This window comes from Pseudomonas quercus (assembly GCF_012033695.1).
Taxonomy (GTDB): Bacteria; Pseudomonadota; Gammaproteobacteria; order Pseudomonadales; family Pseudomonadaceae; genus Aquipseudomonas; species Aquipseudomonas quercus.
The window spans coordinates 138,263-157,521 of record NZ_JAAVJI010000009.1; the positions used below are offsets into that span (position 1 = coordinate 138,263).

Annotated in this window: 19 protein-coding genes; 3 read left to right on the top strand and 16 right to left on the bottom strand. The window is 57.2% G+C overall.

All coding sequences use genetic code 11. The features are described 5' to 3' along the window. Window positions 1-49 precede the first annotated feature (49 nt). Window positions 50-661, bottom strand: a complete 612-nt coding sequence (locus HBH25_RS15505; protein ID WP_168084840.1) for a DUF4286 family protein — start codon at window positions 659-661, stop codon at window positions 50-52. 127 nt (window positions 662-788) lie between these two features. Then, window positions 789-1,706, bottom strand: coding sequence for an alpha/beta fold hydrolase (locus HBH25_RS15510; protein ID WP_229631931.1), 918 nt, complete (start codon window positions 1,704-1,706; stop codon window positions 789-791). A 218-nt stretch (window positions 1,707-1,924) separates the two neighbouring features. On the opposite strand from HBH25_RS15510, the gene HBH25_RS15515 reads away from it, so the two are divergent. Beyond that, on the top strand, window positions 1,925-3,220 hold the full coding sequence (locus HBH25_RS15515; protein ID WP_168084841.1) for an MFS transporter: 1,296 nt from the start codon (window positions 1,925-1,927) through the stop codon (window positions 3,218-3,220). 27 nt (window positions 3,221-3,247) lie between these two features. On the opposite strand, the gene HBH25_RS15520 is transcribed toward HBH25_RS15515, so the two are convergent. The 9 genes from HBH25_RS15520 to HBH25_RS15560 form a co-directional block, all read right to left on the bottom strand. Further along, a complete protein-coding gene (locus HBH25_RS15520; RefSeq protein ID WP_324616900.1) occupies window positions 3,248-4,384 on the bottom strand; it encodes an MFS transporter in 1,137 nt (378 codons plus the stop codon). A gap of 156 nt (window positions 4,385-4,540) precedes the next feature. Beyond that, window positions 4,541-5,398, bottom strand: coding sequence for a LysR family transcriptional regulator (locus tag HBH25_RS15525; RefSeq protein ID WP_168084843.1), 858 nt, complete (start codon window positions 5,396-5,398; stop codon window positions 4,541-4,543). Window positions 5,399-5,531: 133 nt separating this feature from the next. Next, complete coding sequence (locus HBH25_RS15530) at window positions 5,532-6,410, bottom strand: alpha/beta fold hydrolase (RefSeq protein ID WP_168084844.1); 879 nt, start codon at window positions 6,408-6,410, stop codon at window positions 5,532-5,534. Continuing rightward, complete coding sequence (locus HBH25_RS15535) at window positions 6,407-7,219, bottom strand: substrate-binding domain-containing protein (RefSeq protein ID WP_168084845.1); 813 nt, start codon at window positions 7,217-7,219, stop codon at window positions 6,407-6,409. Before HBH25_RS15535 ends, HBH25_RS15530 begins: the two co-directional genes overlap by 4 nt. Window positions 7,220-7,243: 24 nt before the next feature. Then, a complete protein-coding gene (locus HBH25_RS15540; protein ID WP_168084846.1) occupies window positions 7,244-8,179 on the bottom strand; it encodes an SMP-30/gluconolactonase/LRE family protein in 936 nt (311 codons plus the stop codon). A gap of 37 nt (window positions 8,180-8,216) precedes the next feature. Next, window positions 8,217-9,161, bottom strand: coding sequence for an amidohydrolase family protein (locus HBH25_RS15545; RefSeq protein WP_229631932.1), 945 nt, complete (start codon window positions 9,159-9,161; stop codon window positions 8,217-8,219). A gap of 63 nt (window positions 9,162-9,224) precedes the next feature. Further along, on the bottom strand, window positions 9,225-10,043 hold the full coding sequence (locus HBH25_RS15550) for an SDR family NAD(P)-dependent oxidoreductase (protein ID WP_168084847.1): 819 nt from the start codon (window positions 10,041-10,043) through the stop codon (window positions 9,225-9,227). 9 nt (window positions 10,044-10,052) lie between these two features. Beyond that, window positions 10,053-10,613, bottom strand: coding sequence for a carboxymuconolactone decarboxylase family protein (locus tag HBH25_RS15555; RefSeq protein WP_168084848.1), 561 nt, complete (start codon window positions 10,611-10,613; stop codon window positions 10,053-10,055). Between the two features lie 20 nt (window positions 10,614-10,633). Further along, entirely contained in the window at window positions 10,634-11,962 is a 1,329-nt protein-coding gene (locus HBH25_RS15560; RefSeq protein WP_168084849.1) for a cation:dicarboxylate symporter family transporter, read from the bottom strand. A gap of 164 nt (window positions 11,963-12,126) precedes the next feature. Here HBH25_RS15560 and HBH25_RS15565 point away from each other — a divergent pair, with 164 nt between their 5' ends. Then, window positions 12,127-13,062 (top strand): LysR family transcriptional regulator, encoded by a 936-nt coding sequence (locus tag HBH25_RS15565; protein WP_168084850.1) that lies wholly within the window; start codon window positions 12,127-12,129, stop codon window positions 13,060-13,062. A 416-nt stretch (window positions 13,063-13,478) separates the two neighbouring features. Here the strand turns inward: HBH25_RS15565 and HBH25_RS15570 are convergent, their stop codons facing one another. From HBH25_RS15570 to HBH25_RS15590, 5 genes are all read right to left on the bottom strand, one after another. Continuing rightward, complete coding sequence (locus tag HBH25_RS15570; protein ID WP_168084851.1) at window positions 13,479-13,622, bottom strand: hypothetical protein; 144 nt, start codon at window positions 13,620-13,622, stop codon at window positions 13,479-13,481. Between the two features lie 280 nt (window positions 13,623-13,902). Then, on the bottom strand, window positions 13,903-15,255 hold the full coding sequence (locus HBH25_RS15575; protein WP_168084907.1) for an ATP-binding protein: 1,353 nt from the start codon (window positions 15,253-15,255) through the stop codon (window positions 13,903-13,905). A 44-nt stretch (window positions 15,256-15,299) separates the two neighbouring features. Beyond that, window positions 15,300-16,007 (bottom strand): response regulator transcription factor, encoded by a 708-nt coding sequence (locus HBH25_RS15580; protein WP_168084852.1) that lies wholly within the window; start codon window positions 16,005-16,007, stop codon window positions 15,300-15,302. Between the two features lie 202 nt (window positions 16,008-16,209). Continuing rightward, complete coding sequence (locus HBH25_RS15585) at window positions 16,210-16,530, bottom strand: GreA/GreB family elongation factor (protein ID WP_168084853.1); 321 nt, start codon at window positions 16,528-16,530, stop codon at window positions 16,210-16,212. 79 nt (window positions 16,531-16,609) lie between these two features. Further along, on the bottom strand, window positions 16,610-17,038 hold the full coding sequence (locus tag HBH25_RS15590; RefSeq protein ID WP_168084854.1) for a hypothetical protein: 429 nt from the start codon (window positions 17,036-17,038) through the stop codon (window positions 16,610-16,612). 184 nt (window positions 17,039-17,222) lie between these two features. Here HBH25_RS15590 and HBH25_RS15595 point away from each other — a divergent pair, with 184 nt between their 5' ends. Beyond that, window positions 17,223-19,235, top strand: a complete 2,013-nt coding sequence (locus HBH25_RS15595; RefSeq protein WP_168084855.1) for a glycosyl hydrolase family 28-related protein — start codon at window positions 17,223-17,225, stop codon at window positions 19,233-19,235. Window positions 19,236-19,259: the final 24 nt, after the last annotated feature.

Here is a 19,259-nt window from a genome sequence, read left to right on the forward strand (position 1 = left end):
CTGATGCAAAGAAGATCACAGGGCCTGAATAGTCTAGAGCTGCTTTGCATTAACCCCTGGTGTAGCGGACGTACACATTCAATGTGCTAGCACCCACGCCTGCAAGACGGGCTAAGGTCGCCAGCTCTGCTGGAGCCTTCAGATGATCGAACCCAAGAATACAAACCAGTAGCCCTTCGGTCTGAGCCCACTGGTATTCGATGACGTCTGGCATGTTGCTGACAACGTGACCGGCTTGGAATACCAGTTCTGCTGACAGATCCGGATCGTCCAGTGGCCATAGGATTAGACCCAGAGAGATCGGAGTCCGGCTGCTAACCTTCTGTGACAGCACCTGAGCCGCAAGCCGTTGCCTTCCAATCGTCCTCGATAATAGACGTTTGCTCCAGGGGCTGTTGTTTGCTCCAGAGATTGCCCGGTATTCGGCTGACTTGAATATTGCGTAATTTTCCAACGTGTATCGCGCCAGGTACCGTGGCCAACCGTGTATGGCTACCCATCTTTGGCCGCTAATAAAACCAGGCGTGCTTAGTCTTTGTGGAAAATGCTCATAGTCGTACCAGTCATTGAATTCCTCCTCCAGCGGTGAGGGCGGCTCCAGTAGAACAAGAAGTAGCGCCCCAGGCTTCACATCTTGATTGGTTAATTGCTTAGCAAGCATCGCAGACCTCCGTTGGGCTACCTGCTGATACGAGCCATTGACCCTCCATGGCCCGATCAAGCAGGTAAATAGGCAACGCTTTTCAATGCCTCTTCAAGCAGTGGCTCTGAGCGGGGCTAGCTGGAGCCTATTTTTGGCCATACACCCGGTGAGCAAAGGAGGCGATTGCATCGGCCATTTCTCGTGGCCGCTCTGGCGCCATGGCATGCCCAGCGCCTTTGACAACGACGTGCTCAACTCTGTCACCCAACATGGGCTTCAGAATGTTAGGTAAAACAACGGCGTCCTTCTCACCCTGCAGATCGAGGATGGGGACAACGTTGCCGCCAGACCAATAGCTTTCGACAGGCGTGGTGTCGCGCGCATGATCCTGAGCCTTGTGGGTAGCGTCATACCATCCAGGTAGCCATGCCCGAACATCATTGCCCGGAGCAAAAAAGGCCTCTTGCAGATACTCAATGCGCTTGGCCTCAGGCAGCGAGTAGTTGCCAGCTCCCTTGATGGCCTCGACCATGCGGCCGTATGGCTTCTCAGACGATCCAGGAGGTAGTTTCCCGATAGACGCCGACGCCAGCACTATCCCTTTCACAAGGTCCGGCCTATCCACAGCTAGAACGCGTGCTGGCTGGCTGCCCCAAGCGTGTCCCACAATGATAGCCGGTCCACTTTTTTCGTGGTCCATTACCAACGCGACGTCGGCAGCGAAATCGTGGAGGGTAGGAGTATCCATCGGCGCTTTACTGCCATTGACGCCTCTGGGCTCGGGACGGATAACGCGGTACCCATCGTCGGCAAGGTAACGTGCAACTTCATCATAGTCATGGGCTCCACGCCCCTTCGAAGGCAGAATTACGATCAACAGCCCTTGGCCCTGATCAAGCGCCTCAATGTGCACATTACCAGCCTCAGCCGTGATGGTGCGAACAGCTGGTTCAGTGGCAAGCGTGGGGTTATTTAAGACGGCGATGCCGGCAAGAAATAGCGAAGGCAGAACGTGTTTGGCGTGCATACAGGGCCTTTTTATAGTTGTTGATTGAATAGCCATCAGCAATCAGCCTCCGATACTCACGCCTGTACTTCAAATACCCATTTCTGATGGTAATCCATGCTGATCAGGCATAGGTAGCGCGTTATTTCCCCACTGTTCAAGCTCGTCGCCCTATGCCGCAATGTTATGGACAGCCATGGGAATTTGGTCTTGGCGACGCTGCACCCTGTTCCCATATTCTCCTGAAAAACCGCCATAAAAATAATCGGACAGCCATGACGAACCTAACGACGACAGAAATTTTTGATCGTGAAGCCCTGCAGAAAAGCGCTTGCCGAAAAGCCGCCATTAGACTCGTACCTATTCTGGCCATCGCTTACTTCTTCAATTATCTCGACCGAACAAACGTTGGTTTTGCCTCGCTAACCATGAACGAAGATCTGGGGCTTACCGCTTCTCAGTTTGGTTTTGCCGCCGGTATCTTCTACATCGGTTACTGCCTGTTTGAAGTCCCCAGCAACTTGGCGCTTTACCGGTTCGGTGCGCGACGCTGGCTTGCGCGCATCATGATTACCTGGGGCTTATGTTCTGCAGCCACGGCGTTCGCCCAAGGTCCTACAAGTTACGCAGTGATCCGTTTGTTTGCTGGGATTGCTGAAGCGGGTTTCTTCCCGGGCGTTATATTTTTTATGTCTCTGTGGTTTCCCCAGCAGTACCGTACCCGCGTTATGGCATGGTTTCTGTTTGCGATTCCTATCTCATCCGTGCTTGGTGGCCCTTTGTCGGCAGTCATGCTGGAAATGAATGGAATCTGGGGAGTGACAGGCTGGCAATGGCTGCTGGTACTCCAAGGGTTGCCTGCGTGCGTAATCGGACTTGTCTGCTTGAAGATGCTTGCTGACAAGCCCGCCGATGCGCATTGGCTAACCGCTCGTGAGCGGGAAGCGCTTCAGTCTGCCATTGATGCGGAGCACGAATCGAAAGGTACCCACAGCTTTCGCCAGTCCATCAGCGATGTACGGGTGTGGCTACTGGCGGCAATCCTGTTCAGCTACATCATCGGCATATTGGGGATCGGCGTCTGGTTGCCGCAGATATTGAAAACCCATTCGCTCACTACGACACAGATCGGTTGGGTGTCCGCGATTCCCTACCTGATTGCCAGCATAGCGATGTTGTTATGGGCGAAAATCCTCGCTCGTAAACGCCGCTATATCCTGCACCTGGCGATCACCTGTGCGACCGGCGCAGCTGGCTTCATTTGCTCCGTTGTCTACAGCGATTTAATACCCGCGCTGATCGGATTAACGGTTGCGCTGATCGGCCTAAGCTCGGTTCGTACGTGTTTCTACAGCATTCCCGCCACCTTCCTGAGCAAGCAGGCGGCTGCCGGAGGCATTGCATTCATCAATGCGGTCGGCAGCTTGGGCGGTCTGGTTGGTCCTTATGCTGTGGGTGTACTCAAAGACGTCACGCACTCATTCAATGCAGGGCTTATCGGCATGGCAGCAATGCTTTGTTTGGCGACCGTTCTCACCCTTATTTTAAGGTACATCGTCAAAGAAGCCTGAGGTCGCCACGTAATGAGGCAATACACCTCATGCAGACACGGAGTGTCCTCGGCTGTATCGAAAACGCTGGTTCAGTGCCAACGAGGCCAGAGCCGCGATAATCATAGCTAGCGCATCAATGCCTAGATCCAGACCGCCGAGATCGATCAAGTAGCCTGATACAACCGGGATTGCCCCAGCGGGCACATAGCCACCCATATTAAAGACGGCGTTAGCTTTGGCCCGTTTGTTATCAGGCACGTTATCGGCAATCAGGGTCAGCCCTCCAAGTTGGCCCAGGCCTTGGCCGGCGCCTGCAAGCAGAGCCGAGGTAATCAGACATGGCGCCGAGCCAGCCTGCAAAGCAATCCAAACAATGACCATGGATGAAATGGTCGCACTGCCACTCAGGGCGAACAATGTGCCCGTGCCAAATCGCCTTGCCCCGAACTGGACTGCCACCGCCACCAAGAACATTGAAAACGCCATGCAACCAGTAATCAGTGGGCTGTTGCCCCCTAGAAATGTGGCGATCAGCTTAGGACCTAGTGACAAGATGAAGGAGGTCGAAGCCAGCCCGGGTCCGAAGAAAGCGATTCCCATCAGCACGATCCCAAGATGTTCTTTGGCGACAGTGGGCAGCCGCAGCCTGAAAGGGCCAACGCCAAGCTTCTGGTTTTTTTGCAACAACAGCGCGACGAGAGCCGCACACAACACCCCGATTTCGATTCTGAAAACTGTATGAATCGGGTCGGGTAAATACTGGGCAACCACCCCGGCTAACAGCGGACCTGTACCTGCGCCGGCGGCCATTGCCACTGATGCCATCAGCGAAGCAAAGTGCTTATTGTGCCCGGGCGCATGTTCGACCACATTCGCCATGCCCGCGGAGACCACAAGCGCAACCGAAACGCCGGTGAGAAATCGCGCAAGCATTAAACTCCCGATGCTGTAGGACTGGTCAAACAAGATGGCCGCTGCGATGGCCAGACCTACGCAGGGCAGCAACAACGCCTTACGCCCGTAGTGGTCGGATAGCTGACCAGCAACGGTGAGCGTGAGAAGAAGACCGATGATGTAGCAGGCGAAAATCACGGTCAGTACGCCAGAACTGAAGCCCAGCGACTGCTGCCAGATGCTGTAGAGCGGTGTCGCCGCGTTGGAAAGTATGAAAATCGCGGTCACGATCCATGCTGCTCGGTACACAGCCAAAGGGCGCTGCCGGGGGTGGGTGTTAGTCATCTGGGAAGGGCTCGCTATGGGCAGTCAACATGTGCATAGCCTAAGAGAAGCTTGCGCGGTGTCCCATTAGCGAATGGCGCATACCAGATGTTAAAAAATTCACTGCCCTTGTGCCTGCGTTAAACCTTCCATCAAAAAATCCAGCACAACGCGGATTTTTTGAGAGCCGCGTAAATCTTCGTGAAACGCAAGCCAGAGGGGCAACTCAAGCGGCGTGTCGTTCATATCAACTCTTACCAATCCATATTCCCTTCCCAAAAAGCCAGGTAGGAAGACAACCCCAGCATGCCCTGCGGCGGCTAGCGCCTGGATGCGCAAGTCGTTGCTGGTAACGGAGATGGGCCTGTCATCTAGCCGCTCCAGGAGCCATTGCTGCTGGACCGATTCGGCCATGCTTGGGTCGTAACCGATGAACTCAAACGCGTCGGAAGTGTGCCGAGCTAGATAGTCCTGACTGGCGTGAGCAAAGAAAGCCAGGGTACCTAAGCTCTTAGCGATGACGTTCTGTTCCTGTGGTCGGCTGAAAGCAATTGCAATGTCGGTTTCCTTTCTTGCAAGCGAAGCGGTGGACTTGGCCCCCACCAGCCTCAAGCGCAACCGTGGATGGGTACTGCGCAATGTTCCAAGCCGCTTTGCGACCACTGTTCCTAGGTAAGCAGGAGGGGCAGACAAAATGACCTCGCCTTCTACGCGGCTTTCTTCCCCTTCTGCAAAGCGCTGCAAGGCAAACGAAGTAGACTCCATCTGCGTCGCGTACTCGCTCACCCTTACCCCGTCTTCGGTGAGCTGGTAGGCATGGCCTCGGCGGTCTACAAGTTTCATATTCAATGAAGTCTCGAGTGCCGCTATCCGGCGAGCCACAGTGGCATGCTCGACGCCTAGCAATCGGGCCGCAGCTGCCAGCGAACCTACTCGGGCAAACGCAGAGAAAAAACGCAGGCTGTCCCAATCGATCATGTCTACTCATTCCAGTGAAACCAGCCGGGAACTGACCAGTTAAGGCCAAGCTAACTGGCGTCCATACAAAGCTTTCGCGTTGCTGAAAGTAAAACAGGCGCCCAAGGGCGCCTGTTCTCATTACTCAGCGACCTTAGCGTGCGTACTGGGCCTTGGCAAATGCAGCGATTGCATCAGCCATCGCCTTTGGTTGTTCAGGTGCCATCGCATGTCCCGCATTTTTCAGCACCACTACTTGGACCCGATCGCCCAACATGCTTTTAAGTACGCCTGAAAAACGTCTCGGTGCCACCGTATCAGCTTCGCCTTGCAGGTCCAGAATTGGTGCCTTGCCAGCTGCAAAGTAGTCGTCGACAGGCGTTGTATTGCGCGCATGGGACTCGGCGTCATGGGTTGCTTCGTGCCAGCCATCAAGCCACACAGATGGGTCATTACCCGGCGCGAAGAATGCTTTTTTCAGATAAACGAGACGCTGTTCTTTGCTCAGAGAAAGATCGCCGGCCCCATCGATGGCTTGGCGCATTTCGGCGTTGATAGGTTTTTCGGTGGAGCCAGGTGGCACCTTGCCTGCCGATGCAGCTGCCATCACAACCCCGCGAACGAGGTCAGGACGATCGGCAGCGAGCATTCGTGCTGCGAAATTCCCCCAAGCGTGTCCGACGACCACTATAGGTCCTTTGTTTTCATGCTCGACAACCGCCGCCACATCTCGGGCAAAGTCATGAACCGACAGGTTTTCCATCGGGCCTTTGCTTTCACCAATACCGCGGGGCTCTGGTCTGACGACACGGAAGCCATCTTCCTGAAGATATTGAGCAACCTTGTCATAGTCGCGCCCTGACCTTCCGAGGGAAGGAAGCATGACGACGACAGGCCCAGTTCCCTGAGAGTTAACTTCGATCTGCACGTTGGCGTAACGGACAATGTCGTGCTCAAGCTTTGCGTCGGCAAAAGCAAACCCCACCGCCAGGCTGAGCGATGCGCCTACAAAAAAACGGGAGACCATGTTCATTGCTTAGCTCCTTGATTAGACGAATTCTGTACGGGCTCCAGCCCGCTTTCCGTCAGCAGTTGGTGGGCAGCAGGACTGGCGAGAAACTGTACGAACTCACGCGCCACGACGGCATTTGAGGTCTGCGAGGCCACCGTCGCGCAGAAACGACTGACCTTTTGGACTTCTTTGGGCAGCGGTCCCAGGTAATCCACGCCTGGCGTCACCTTCAGCTCACTGACTTGCTGCATGCCGATGTCGGCTTCCCCACGGGCCAGTGCAGTGCCCACGAGCTCCTTACCCTGAACCTCTAAAGTTTTGCCCTTGAGCTGTTCGGCGATTCCCAGGCGTTGGAACAGCTCCGAGCGAATGAAGACGCCGCTCGCACCTTGTGAGTAGGCGACTTTGTCCGCCCCCCGTAAGGCCGCTTTGAGTGCTGCCACTGTGGAGATGTCCGGATGTGCGTGCCCGTGGGGAACGCCTACGCCAATCGGAGAATCGGCGATATCGCGCCGCGTGGTCAGGTCGAATGCGCCTGACGGAGCGAGTAGGTCGAGGGTCTCGCTTGCCATGATTGCTAGGTCCATCGGCTCATGGTGCTTGATGCGCTGTGGAATGGACTCAGGAGACTCGCCCATCGAAGGTCCCCAGCTAATCGCCAACGTATTACCGCTGGCTTTTTCATAAGCGGGCTGCAGATGTGCCATAGCGCCTTTAAGCGCGCCGCTAGCGATGACCTTCAGTTCTGCTGCGTCTACGAGTTGTGAGAATGTCAGCAACCCCACCAAACTGGTCGAGAGTAGTAACGGGGTATTTCTTGTTTTTATCACAGGGCCACCTTTCCTAGAGCGCGTTCAAGCGCCGCGCGTGTTTACGAACAGTGAGTACAAAGAAGTGGTTGAGGCCATCAGCAGGCGGTTGCCGCGCGGGCCGCCAAAGCAGAGGTTTGCGCAGCGCTCGGGTAAATCGATGTGCCCGATGGCTGTGCCATCGGCAGCGAATATTCTTACGCCGTCGAGTCCAGGCGCCTCAGCCCCCCAGCCGCACCAGAGATTGCCATCGGCATCTACCCGCAAGCCGTCCGGTAAACCTGTGCCTGCATCGATCAAGTGACGCCGGTTTTCCAAGCGACCGTCCTCATCAACGCTATAGGCGACGATCCTGCGCGGGCGTGCTCTGGATTCAACGAGATAGAGCGTTTTTTCATCAGGAGAAAATGCTAGCCCGTTAGGACCTTCAAGGTTCCGGGCTACACAATGCAACGTGCCGTCGGGGTCCCTGCGATACACATTTGCAGGCAGCGATGGCGACCCTTGCCGCCCCATGTAGTCACTGACCAGCCCGAAAGGCGGATCGGTAAACCAGACGCTGTCGTCTGACTTGACCACGATGTCATTGGGCGAGTTAAGGGGCATGCCCTCAAATCGGTCAGCCAGGACAGTTACCGAGCCGTCGTACTCCGTACGTGTAATGCACCTTGCGCCGTGTTCGCATATCAACAGCCGGCCCTGGCGATCACGGGTCATGCCGTTGGCCTGATTAGATGACTGGCGAAATACGCCTAGCGTGCCGTTAGCCTCATCCCAACGCATGATTCGATCGTTTGGTAAGTCGGTGAACAGCAGGTAGCGCCCATCGCCGAACCAGACGGGACCTTCAGCCCAGCGCAGGCCCGTCGCCAGCCGTTCGACCTTGGCGTGGGCAAGTCGGTAATGCGCGAAGCGGGGATCCAGCACTTTGACTGCCGGATCGGGCACACGAGTACTGGGACGCCATTCAGGATCGTTCATGGGTGACTCCAGATCAGTCCAGTTCGCACGCGGCGGTTCAGCCATACAGGCGCGTGGGGTTGTCGACAAGCACCGCTTTTTGCAGCGTGGCGTTGCCGCAAACCTGCTCGATGAACTCAAGAAGTTGAGCATCGCTGGGCGTTGACCCCTTTATATTCGGGTGTGGCCAATCGGAGCCCCAGATCGCTCGTTCCGGTGCGCACTCAAGCAACTGGCGAACCCGATCCAGCGCCTGTGGCCACGGTCCTGGCTGACCCTGCATGGCCCGGTCGACGCCCGACAACTTGATCCAACGGTCGGGACGCTTGAGCTGCTCTTGCAGTTGCGCAAACGCGCGGGTGTCCATCGGCTGGGTGAAGTCCGGCCGGGCCATGTGATCGATCACCAGTGGTGTTTTGAGGTTCTGCCATTGCTGCAGGAACGGGAGCAGCGTGGTGAGCTCACCATGCACCAAGACATGCCAACCCAGCGGTGCGACGCGTTCTGCCAGATGACGCAACTTCTCAGGATCACGCGCACCCGGAAGGTGGCCCATCAGGTTGAATCGGATACCCCGTAACCCACCCTCATGAAGCTTCTGCAGCTCCGCATCGGAGGTGTTTTCGTCGATCAATCCGACGCCTCTGTACCGCCCTTTGCTTTGGGCAATCGCAGAAAGAATCGCAGAATGGTCTGTCCCGTACGGCGCCGCCTGCACCAACACGCCACGACTGATCCCCAGCTTTTCGTGTAACGCCAATAGATCCGCGAAAGGCGCCGGATCAGGCGTGTACGCCGCATTAGCCGGAAGAGGGAAGCGGTCCCACGGTCCATAAATATGGGTGTGACAATCCCAAAGAGCAGGTGCTGTAGATGGGCTGGGCATAGTAGCTCCGGAAGTCTGGGTGAACGCGTCACCGAGAAGGCTGACCCCAGCGGCGACAGTTGCTGTTTGTTTGATAAAAAAGCGTCGAGACGCCCGAAAGCTGGGCAGGTCAGCCATGGTTGAGTGCTCTGATTTTTGTTAGATGAGCATGACAAGCCTGATTAAGGCCACGCGCGGGCTTCAGTTACAGCGCACGCTCATGCCGCCGTCGACAACGATCTCGGTGCCTGTCACAAAACGTGATTCATCACTGGCCAAATACAGCGCCGCGTAGGCTGTATCGCGACCGTCGCCCATGAAGCCCAGTGGGATGCGGGCAAGACGGGAATCAAGCAGCTTGTCGACGTCCCCACCAGTGCGCTGCCCTGCCAAGCGGACTTCAACCATCGGCGTGTGTAGCTGACCAGGAACTACAGTGTTAACCCTGATCCCCTTCGGGGCATATTCAACAGCGGTGACGCGGCCCAGCTGGATCACTCCGGCTTTGCTTGAGGCATAGGCCACCTGCGCGGATCCGGTGAAGCGGATTCCTGACGTTGACGCCGTGTTGATGATCGAACCGCTGCCTTGGGCTTCCATGTGCGGCAAAACATGCTTACAGGTCAGAAACACGCTCTTGAGGTTGAGTGCAATTTGAGCGTCGAACTTCTCTTCGCTGAGAGCAACGGCGCCACCAGGGGCCGAACCACCGACGTTGTTCACTAGGATGTCCACGCCGCCGTAGGTGTCCTTGCACGCCGCGACCATCGCCTCCACCGCCGCACTGTCAGTCACGTCACAGACGTAAGGAGTGACATCACCACCCTCTTCTCTGATGCGGGTGAGCGTTTCCTCCATGGGCCCCATATCCCGGTCCACGGCGAATACTTTTGCTCCAGCCAATGCAAAAAGCACAGCGACTGCGCGCCCATTGCCCCAACCAGTGCCAACGCAACCTGCGCCTGTAACTATGGCCACTTTACCATGCAGGCGGTCGCTTTTAGGAAGTGCTTCGGTCATGGGAAATCCTTATTGGAGTTGGGCAGGCAGTTCGGGTTGGACGCCGGCAGGCGGCGGTACCTCGAACACTTTGATGGTCATGGAGATCAGCGTGTAATAACCGGCGATACCGACCAGATCGACAGCAGCATCATTGCCCAGGGTTTCGATAAACCGCTGGTACGTTGCGTCCGTCACGTATCGCTGTGAGTGCAGGTCGTGGATGAAGCGGTACACCAACTCCTCGTCTTTGCGCTCGAAGAGTGGTTTCTGACCATCGCGAATTGCATTGATGATGTTGAGAGACAACCCCGCATTGAGTGCAAATGGCTTATGAGCTGCCCATTCGTACTCGGCCAGCCAATGCCGACCCATCATCAAAATAGCGAGCTCAGAAAGGCGTGGCTCCAGGCAACTGTCATAGCGGCAATAGCGACCCAGTGCCTGCGCGCACTCGGCGAGCTCCGGGCGGTGCAGCCAAATTGCCAGCGGGCCCCGGACGCCCTTGCGCGGGCCGTTGGCAATGCGCTCGTAAATAACCTGCTGCGCATCATTCAGGTTGTCAGGGTCAACGGGAGGTAGACGATTCATGGCAAGTTCCTCGACAGCTTTTAAGGCTGAGTTTGTGGCTTGGGTACCAGCGCTTTCTCTGCGAGAGGCTTGGCGTCAGGCGGGGGACGCAACAGGCTGCGACCCGGCGCACGGCCTGTTTCACGCTTGAAGTCTTCAGGGTTGAACGCGCCTTCCCAGCGCGCGATTGCAAACACGGCGATGGTGTTGCCCACAATGTTGGTCAGGGCAGTGGCAGTCGCCATGATGCGATCGATGCCGAAGAGTAATCCGAGACCACTGAGAGGCAGTGTCTGAACCGACTGCAGTGTTGCAGCGAGTTTGATGAAAGCGCCGCCGGCAACGGTGGTACCCCCTTTAGAGGTGATACTCAGGATTGCCAGCAGCCCCAACTGCTGCCAGAGAGAGAAAGGCGTGTCGGTCGCTTGTGCGATAAAGCCAATAGCGATCGCCATGTAGATGGCGGTACCGTCGAGGTTGAAGCTGTAGCCCGCGGGCAGCACGAACCCGACCACCACTTCATCGCACCCGCTTCGCTTGAGCTTTTCAATCAGGCGTGGGAAGGCAACCTCGCCGGACGCGGTGCCGAATACGAGCAGGATCTCGTCCCGAATGAGCCGCAACACGCTTAGGAATGGCAGCCCAATCCACCAGCTGATAGAGCCCAGCACGCCGAAAACAAAGATCAGCGACGCTGCGTAATACACTGCAATGAGCTTGAGTAGATAAAGCAGAGTATCGCCGCCATAACTACCGATAGCTGCGGCCATTGCGCCGAAAGCACCGAGCGGCGCAAGCTTCATGATGAAGCTCAGCATCTTGAACAAGATGCTCTGCGCTTCATCAATTGCTTTTACGGCGACGGAGTCAGGACCACAGACGCGGTTAATGGCGATGCCCGCCAGCACAGAAATGATGAGCACCTGGATGATATCGCCCTTGGCAAACGCGTCTACCAGAGTGTGGGGGATCAAGCTCAGTGCATAGCTCACCATAGAAACGCTACCGGCTCCCGAGGTAGCTTTTATAGCCTCGCTGGACTCTGCCATTGTCGTGGCATGAAGCCCTACGCCTGGCTGTACAACGTTCACCAGAATAAATCCGATGATCATTGCGACTGTGCTGACGACTTCGAAATACAGAAGCGACTTGACGCCCAGCCGACCAAGCTTGCGCATGTCCTGAACATGGGTCAGTCCATGTACCAAGGTTACAAATACGATAGGGGCAAGCATCATCTTCAGAAGTGCGATGAAGGCTTGGCCAAGGGGCTTCATCGCGACGGCCCAGCCGGGCGCAGCGAAGCCAAGGATGACTGCTGCGACCAGTGCTAAAAGCACCTGGACGTGGAGCTTCTTCAACTGTTTCATGGCTATTCCTCGCCCTTGTGGGCGTCATTGTTCTTGTCGTATCGCGTATTGCGGTCGCCATCAACCTGCAACGAGCCATATAGCCGGAGCATAGAAAAAACGAGTACTTGGCGCAAAAACTTTATTTTGATACAAAGCTATGCCAATAAAGCATGGGTAATAGCATGGATATTAGAGAGCTGAGGTCTTTTGCAAAGGTCGCGCACTGCGGCAGTTTCAGCCGTGCCGCGCGCGAGTTATTCATTGCCCAGCCGGCTTTGAGCCGTCAGATCGCTAAGCTGGAAGAGGAGCTGCAGGTCACCCTGTTTGTCAGGCATGGAAAAGGCGTGGAGCTCACTGCTGCGGGCTCACGACTGCTTGAGCGAGCGGAGGTCATGCTACGATTCGCAGAAGAAACGTCCGATCATGTTCGCAACGCTGGAGTGGTAGAACGCGGACATCTGGCTGTCGGGTTGCCTCCAACACTTGGTACAGTGGTGGGCCCTCAGCTGATTGCGAAGTTTCAACAGCGTTGGCCAAAAGCGTCATTGCACGTACTTGAGGGGCTTAGCACCTCCCTGCAGGAATGGTTACTAAGCGGTAGAATTGAAGTGGCCGTAGTGTATAACCAACCGCTTGTTGAAGCCTTTGATGTTAGATCGTTGTTCAGCGAGCCGATGGTTTTGGTCGGACCGCCTGGCGAACCAATCAGATCAGTGCGCCTTGCTGAACTCGCCGATATGCCTTTGATATTACCGGGGCTTCCACACAGCAATCGGCGTCTACTGGAGCAGGTCGCGGCCCAAAATGGGGTTCGCTTGAAAACTCGTTTGGAGGTGGATAGCGTCAGCCTTACTAAGCGACTAGTTGCCGAAGGACACGGCTACTGCATTCTTGCTCATGCGGCTGTTCAGGAAGACATTGCGAAGGGCAACCTCGTCGCGCACTCTATTGAGCGGCCAGGGATCAGGTCGGTTGTCTCGATCACAACGTTAAAGGACCGGCGACGTTCAAGGTTGGGAATGAGCTGGGAAAAGATACTCCTAGAAACGCTTGAGGAGCTTGCCACCAAGGGCGTATGGCATGAAGCGGTAGTGTGGCTTGGGCCGGAGTACAGCTAAAAAGGCGGCTTGCTTTCAACCCATGCGGTCTGTCCGGTTAGCCGCAACATACGGTTGCAGAAGCCGAGTGCAACACGGCCATTGAATTGAAGCGGGCGCCTCATGATGCAGGGCTGAAAACATGAGCCTATCGTCTATGAAGAGGGGCGCCAGGAGGGAAGCCACCGCTGATGACACACCCCGTCAAGGTCACGTATAGGGGCGCTACCTGCACGCATTGGAGCAAAAAGCGCAAGCATAGCCACGCCTAGAGGAATCATGAAGAACGGCAATACGCGTAGTGGTCGGTACGTATCCAAAATCGGCCCCGTTGCGATCAGGGAATGAATGGCGAAGCCAGCACAATAGGCAGTGTCAGCAGGAAACCGCACTCTTTCCACAGTTTTAGAGTGGGCGGTGAAGTAAGGGGCTTTTGCTCAGTCTTCGGCCCCAGGATTGCGGGTAAAGGTGCTCGCTTGAGGAGTGGCAAAATCATCAACACCACAAACCACCCCCATTAATGGTCCCCAAATCCAAGCCTGCATCGTCGCAATTTCGATCAAATCCAAAATTGCCTGCATCAAGTGCCCTCTATGAACTTCAACCAAGTATTTGCTACATAACCAGTAAGAGCAGATAAAAACACTTGCTCGAAACAAATTCAATTTTGACGTAAAAATGATTTTGCTCTTCTAGATAGCGGCAAATATTCCCAGGCAACTGGGCGCGAGGATGAGGACCACGAGCGCAGTTCAAGGCTTTCGCTTGTCCATATCACTGATACATTCCGCATTTACTCTTTTGGGAAAGGATTGTGAACGACGCAGCCTCCAAACGATGTATGCCCATTTTTCTAGCACATCAGGTACTCAGAGCTACCGGTACTTCCAATACGGCCTCCAGCCCGCCACCTTCGCGATTGCGCAGGGTCAAGTGCCCGCCGTGCACCTTGGCCACAGCCTCGGCAATGGACAGGCCCAACCCGAACCCTTCGCTGTGGCGGGCAGGGTCCAGGCGTAGAAAGGGCTCGGTCACCCGCGGCAGTTCCGACTCCTCAATGCCAGGGCCCCGGTCCGCCACGGTCACGCGCCATAAACGGGGCTGGTGCTCTACGGCCACCTCAGCGCTACCTCCGTAGCGCACCGCATTGTCGATCAGGTTCTCCAGGCAGCGATGCAGAGGGCGTGCATAGCCTGACACCGGCGTAGCCGCCTTGCCTGTCACACTCACCTGGGCGCCCATGTCGGTGAAGTCTGCCTGCAGGCTCATCAGCAAGGCATCCAGGTCGATGCGCTGGCGCGGCTCCCGGGTATGGCCGCTGGAAATGAAGTCCAGCGTGGTGTCCACCAGTTGCCGCATATGCTCCAGGTCCTGCTGCAACTGGGTACGCAACGCCTCGTCAGCCACCTGCTCGGTACGCAGGCGCAAGCGCGTGAGCGGTGAGCGCAGGTCGTGTGACACCGCCGCGATGAACCGCGTGCGTTCACTCAGGTTTTCGGCCAGCTGGCGTTGCATGGCATTGAACGCCGCACTGGCATCACGGACTTCGCTGGGCCCCCGGTCGGGTAGCGGCGGTTGCAAGATGTCGGCGCCCAGGGCCCGCGCGGCATCCGCTAGGCGCTTGAGCGGGGCAATGGCCAGCCGTACGGCGACCAGCGTCACCGCTAGCACCAACAGGATGCGCAGCAGATAGATGCGCAGCACGTAATCGGCAACCAGGTACCAGGGCGCGTGGGAACTCCAGCCTTGGCTTTCCTTGGCATCGACCAGCAGCCAGCGGCCATCGGGCAAACGCAAGTCGATGAGGAACCGCCCCGTAGTGGGCCGGGCCGATAACAGCGCGGTCAGCCCTGCTTTGCGGTTATGGCGGTCAAGCAGCTCCAGCCGTAGCAATTGGAAGGTTTGGGCCTTGCCGGTTTTCTCATGCAATACGCTGCGCAACAGGTCTTCGGCCGCTTGGGAATCCACGTCCAGTGGTACATCAGGGTGGGTAGGCGAGGCGTTGACACTTACTTCGAAACCCGGTGAGCGCAGAAGCGCCGACAGGTGATCAACGTCGGCCGGCGATTGTTCAGCCACCCGTACGATGTCGGCCAGGTGAGTGGCCACCAGGCGTGTAGGAATTTCCAGGGACTGGATATGCCGCACATCGAACCACACAGTGCTGGTGGCGGCCTGGGCCAGTAGCGTACCGCCCACCAGAATAGCGACCATGCGCCCGTACAGTGACCGGGGTAACAGTTTGAGGAGCCAGCGTTTCAACGGCTTTCGACGTCTGTGGCTGTGAGCATGTAGCCTTCGTTGCGCACGGTTTTGATAAGAGCATTGCCAAGGTGCTGGCGCAACCGGCTCACACACACGTCTACTGCCCGGTCGAACGGCCGGCTGTCCTTATCGAACGCATGGTTGCGCAGGAACTCGCGGCTGAGGGGGCGATTGGGATGCTGCAGGAGCAACCGCAACACGCGAAAGTCCGAATTGCCCAGGTACACTACGATCCCTTGGGGAGACAGCAGCTGGCGGGTGCGTGTATCCAGTGCCCAACCCGCGAAACTCAGGGTGGCGACCTCGTCGATCCGGGCCCGCTGGGGAAAGCTGAGCGCCCGGCGCAAGACGGTCTGAACGCGCAACAACAGCTCGCGAGGGTCAAAGGGCTTGACCAGGTAGTCATCAGCGCCCTGCTCCAGCCCGGCAATACGGTCGTCCAAGGTGCCACGGGCTGTCAGCATGATGACAGGCACATTGGACACTTCGCGCAGGCGCCTGCACAGGGCCAAGCCATCGACACCGGGGAGCATGACATCCAGCACCACTAGGTCCACCACATTGGTGTCCAGCTTGAGCTGCATGTCGCGCCCATCTCTGGCAGTGCTTACACGGTAGCCCGCCTGGCTGAGGCACTCGCTCAACAGCTGGCGAATGTCCGGGTCGTCATCCACGATCAGCAGATGTCGGTCCGTGCTCATCGAACAATTCCTCTGTGTGCAGGTAATAAGCGGTGCGGTGGTATCAGGGGCCAGACATGGTTTGGGCCACCCTCCTGGCTATTGGTTCGCCACACCCCTTCAAAGCCCCCCACTAAGGCAAATTGCCATTAACTTGGCGGCTTGTGCATTACCATTACAAAAAATTGTTCAAGCGGGATTGCCCGCGCCTGGCACGTGATGCTCAACGCAAGTGCGCGAGCGAGAAAACGGTTGCGCCCCGCCCAGCCACTTCGTTGCTTGCAGCCAGGGCCTGCTTGTCCTGAAACCGCTTCAACTGGGCTTCCAGTTCCAGGATTCTGCCCTGCTGGTGACCGAGGCGGGCCTTGTCGTCTGCATGGCTGGCCATCAGGCGGGCGATACGCTCATGGCATTCGATCAACTGCCGGTTGACGTCGTCCAGTTCATGGTTGAGCAATACCCAGTGGTGCTTCCAGGACTGAAGCGGCGACAACGCGCCTCCCGCCAAGGGGTCAACGTGGGAAGCAACGAGTTGATGGTCCATGGTGATTGGCCTTTTGCTGGATGGATATCCAGTATCGCTCAGGCTGCAGGTACAGGCAAGGTAAAAACACAGGCCCAAGTCAGCGAGCATGAACCACCACAACTCCCGGCAAATACCCAAGCACCGGCTCAGGATCAGCCGATGTGGGCCCACGAGGGGCGAACACCCCCTGCTTCTGCTGATAATACGCCGTGCAACGGCTGGAGTAGTCACGCTCAGGGTGGGCAGGCCCCGTACCAACGCGTCGGCCGTAGACCCAGTCGGTAATGGCGTAGGCCATTCTGGATTTCCACGCAGCGGCATACCCCATGCCGTCCACCTGCGTGACAGCTTGCCGATAGGAAACCCCCTCTGCGTGCCGGGCCTCTACCTGGCTTGCGTACTGCTGGCCCCATTCGCAGCGCTTCTCGTGCTGCTGGCTCAAGGTCGTCTCTGCCAGGCAGCCCGTTGTCCAAAAGGTGGCTAGAAGGCTGAGCATCACGCCTGGGTTTTTTGTTGCGCGCTTCATGGTGCGTTCACAGTTTGCCGTCGAAGCCCCTAACTTAAGGCAAAACGCCATCAACTAGGGCGCACTGTGCAAAACCATTACAAATCAGCGGGATCACTCAGGCAACGCGGGGGTATGCACCCGGTCACATCCCTCGCATTGGCATAAGGCCACTGCCCCTTACAACAGTGGTCGAGGAGTGACGATGATTTTTGATGTGACGAACTACGGCGCCGTGGGCGATGGCGTAACCGACGATACCGCAGCCCTTCAGGCCGCCATTGATGCAGCGTTTGCAGCAGGTGGCGGCGAGGTGGTGATACCGGCAGGCACTTTCATTATCAGCGGTACGGGCGACCCTACCGACGGGTGCCTGGAGATCAAAAGCAATGTGACCATCAGTGGCCAGGGCATGGGGGTGACCACCCTCAAGCTCGCCGACGGCTACGACGGCAAGGTCACCGGCATGGTGCGTTCAGCCTACGGCGAAGAAACCCATGACTTCGGCATGAACAACCTCACCCTGGACGGCAACCGGGGCAACACCACGGGCAAGGTGGATGGCTGGTTCAATGGTTTTGCCCCTGACAAAGAAGGCCATGACAGCAATGTGTTGCTCGACAGCGTGGAAATCAAGGACTGCTCGGGCTACGGGTTCGACCCTCATGAACAAACCATAAACCTTACCATCAGCAACAGTGTGTCCCATGGCAATGGCCTGGACGGCTTTGTCGCGGACTACCAGAGCGAAGGCGCCTTTATCAACAACGTGGCCTACGACAATGACCGACATGGTTTCAACATCGTCACCAGCACCCATGACTTCGCCCTCACGGGCAATGTGGCCTATGACAACGGCGGCGCAGGTATCGTGGTGCAGCGTGGCAGCGAAGACCGTGACCTGGTGACCAACGTGGTCATCACCGGGGGCCAGGTGTATGGCAACGCGGCTGAAGGCGTACTGGTGAAAATGAGCACCGATATCACTGTTCAGGGCCTGGATATCCACGACAACGGCAGCGCTGGCGTTCGGCTGTACGGCAGCACTGGCGTAAACCTGCTGGACAACAGCATCCATGACAATGCCCAGGCCGGTGGCGTACCGGAAGTGATTATCCAATCCTATGACGACACCACGGGCGTCAGTGGCCGCTACTACACAGGCGACTACAACCTGGTTCAGGGCAATACCATCGTGGGCAGTGACCTCTCCACCTACGGTATCGCCGAACGACGCGAACCCGGCACAGCCCATAACAGCGTTTATGGCAACACTGTCGAGCACACCGCCCGTGGCGACACCCTGGTGTACGGTGAAGGCAGCGTGGTGCTGGCAGATATTCCGGTAAACCGCATTGAAGGCACCGACGGCAAGGATGTGCTAATGGGGACCGACGGGTATGACTTGATCATCGGTGGGGGTGGCGCCGACAAGCTGACCGGCGGCGACGGCGCAGACACCTTCCGCTACACCGCCATCAGTGACAGCTACCGTACCGTCAACGCCAGCCATGCTGACCTGATCACGGATTTCGACGCCCACGAGGACGTCATAGACGTAGCGGGCCTGGGCTTCGCAGGGTTGGGAGATGGGCATAACGGCACCCTCGCCGTGCAGTACAACGCCGCTACAGACCGCACCTACCTCAAAAGCCTGGACCCGGATGCCGACGGTAACCGCTTCGAGGTCGGCCTGAGCGGTAACCTAGCCAGCAGCCTGAACAGCGAGAACGTGGTATTTCAGCACCTGGTACTGGGCACCGCAGGTAATGACCGGCTCACAGGCACCGATGCCAGCGAGATCATTGATGGCGGTGCGGGTGCAGACATCCTTACTGGCGGTGGCGGCCACGATGTATTCCGCTTCTCCAACCTGCTGGACAGCTACCGCAACTACAACCTGAGCAAGGCCGAAGGTAACCAGGGCGACCTCATCACCGATTTCGATGCCAGCACCGACCGTATCGACGTGTCAGCGCTGGGTTTCACTGGGCTGGGCGATGGCCACGACGGCACGCTGGTCATGGTGCTGAACGACGCTGGCGACAAGACCTACTTCAAATCCCGAGACCCGGACGCCGATGGCAACCAGTTCGAGTTCGCCATGACCGGCAACCAGACCGCGCATGTACAAGGGGCGAACTTCATTTTTGCCGCACCTGTGCCTGAGGTGGAGCTGGTGGGTGTTCAGCACGATCCGGCACTGGGCGCTGCATAACCCCAAGGGACAGCAAATGAACTG

Bases quoted from the DNA above. Each gene is read 5' to 3' on its own strand.
- HBH25_RS15505 (WP_168084840.1), bottom strand. From the start codon at position 661: ATGCTTGCTAAGCAATTAACCAATCAAGATGTGAAGCCTGGGGCGCTA.
- HBH25_RS15510 (WP_229631931.1), bottom strand. From the start codon at position 1,706: ATGGCTATTCAATCAACAACTATAAAAAGGCCCTGTATGCACGCCAAA.
- HBH25_RS15515 (WP_168084841.1), top strand. From the start codon at position 1,925: ATGACGAACCTAACGACGACAGAAATTTTTGATCGTGAAGCCCTGCAG.
- HBH25_RS15525 (WP_168084843.1), bottom strand. From the start codon at position 5,398: ATGATCGATTGGGACAGCCTGCGTTTTTTCTCTGCGTTTGCCCGAGTA.
- HBH25_RS15530 (WP_168084844.1), bottom strand. From the start codon at position 6,410: ATGAACATGGTCTCCCGTTTTTTTGTAGGCGCATCGCTCAGCCTGGCG.
- HBH25_RS15540 (WP_168084846.1), bottom strand. From the start codon at position 8,179: ATGAACGATCCTGAATGGCGTCCCAGTACTCGTGTGCCCGATCCGGCA.
- HBH25_RS15545 (WP_229631932.1), bottom strand. From the start codon at position 9,161: ATGGCTGACCTGCCCAGCTTTCGGGCGTCTCGACGCTTTTTTATCAAA.
- HBH25_RS15550 (WP_168084847.1), bottom strand. From the start codon at position 10,043: ATGACCGAAGCACTTCCTAAAAGCGACCGCCTGCATGGTAAAGTGGCC.
- HBH25_RS15555 (WP_168084848.1), bottom strand. From the start codon at position 10,613: ATGAATCGTCTACCTCCCGTTGACCCTGACAACCTGAATGATGCGCAG.
- HBH25_RS15560 (WP_168084849.1), bottom strand. From the start codon at position 11,962: ATGAAACAGTTGAAGAAGCTCCACGTCCAGGTGCTTTTAGCACTGGTC.
- HBH25_RS15565 (WP_168084850.1), top strand. From the start codon at position 12,127: ATGGATATTAGAGAGCTGAGGTCTTTTGCAAAGGTCGCGCACTGCGGC.
- HBH25_RS15570 (WP_168084851.1), bottom strand. From the start codon at position 13,622: ATGCAGGCAATTTTGGATTTGATCGAAATTGCGACGATGCAGGCTTGG.
- HBH25_RS15575 (WP_168084907.1), bottom strand. From the start codon at position 15,255: ATGGTCGCTATTCTGGTGGGCGGTACGCTACTGGCCCAGGCCGCCACC.
- HBH25_RS15580 (WP_168084852.1), bottom strand. From the start codon at position 16,007: ATGAGCACGGACCGACATCTGCTGATCGTGGATGACGACCCGGACATT.
- HBH25_RS15585 (WP_168084853.1), bottom strand. From the start codon at position 16,530: ATGGACCATCAACTCGTTGCTTCCCACGTTGACCCCTTGGCGGGAGGC.
- HBH25_RS15590 (WP_168084854.1), bottom strand. From the start codon at position 17,038: ATGAAGCGCGCAACAAAAAACCCAGGCGTGATGCTCAGCCTTCTAGCC.
- HBH25_RS15595 (WP_168084855.1), top strand. From the start codon at position 17,223: ATGATTTTTGATGTGACGAACTACGGCGCCGTGGGCGATGGCGTAACC.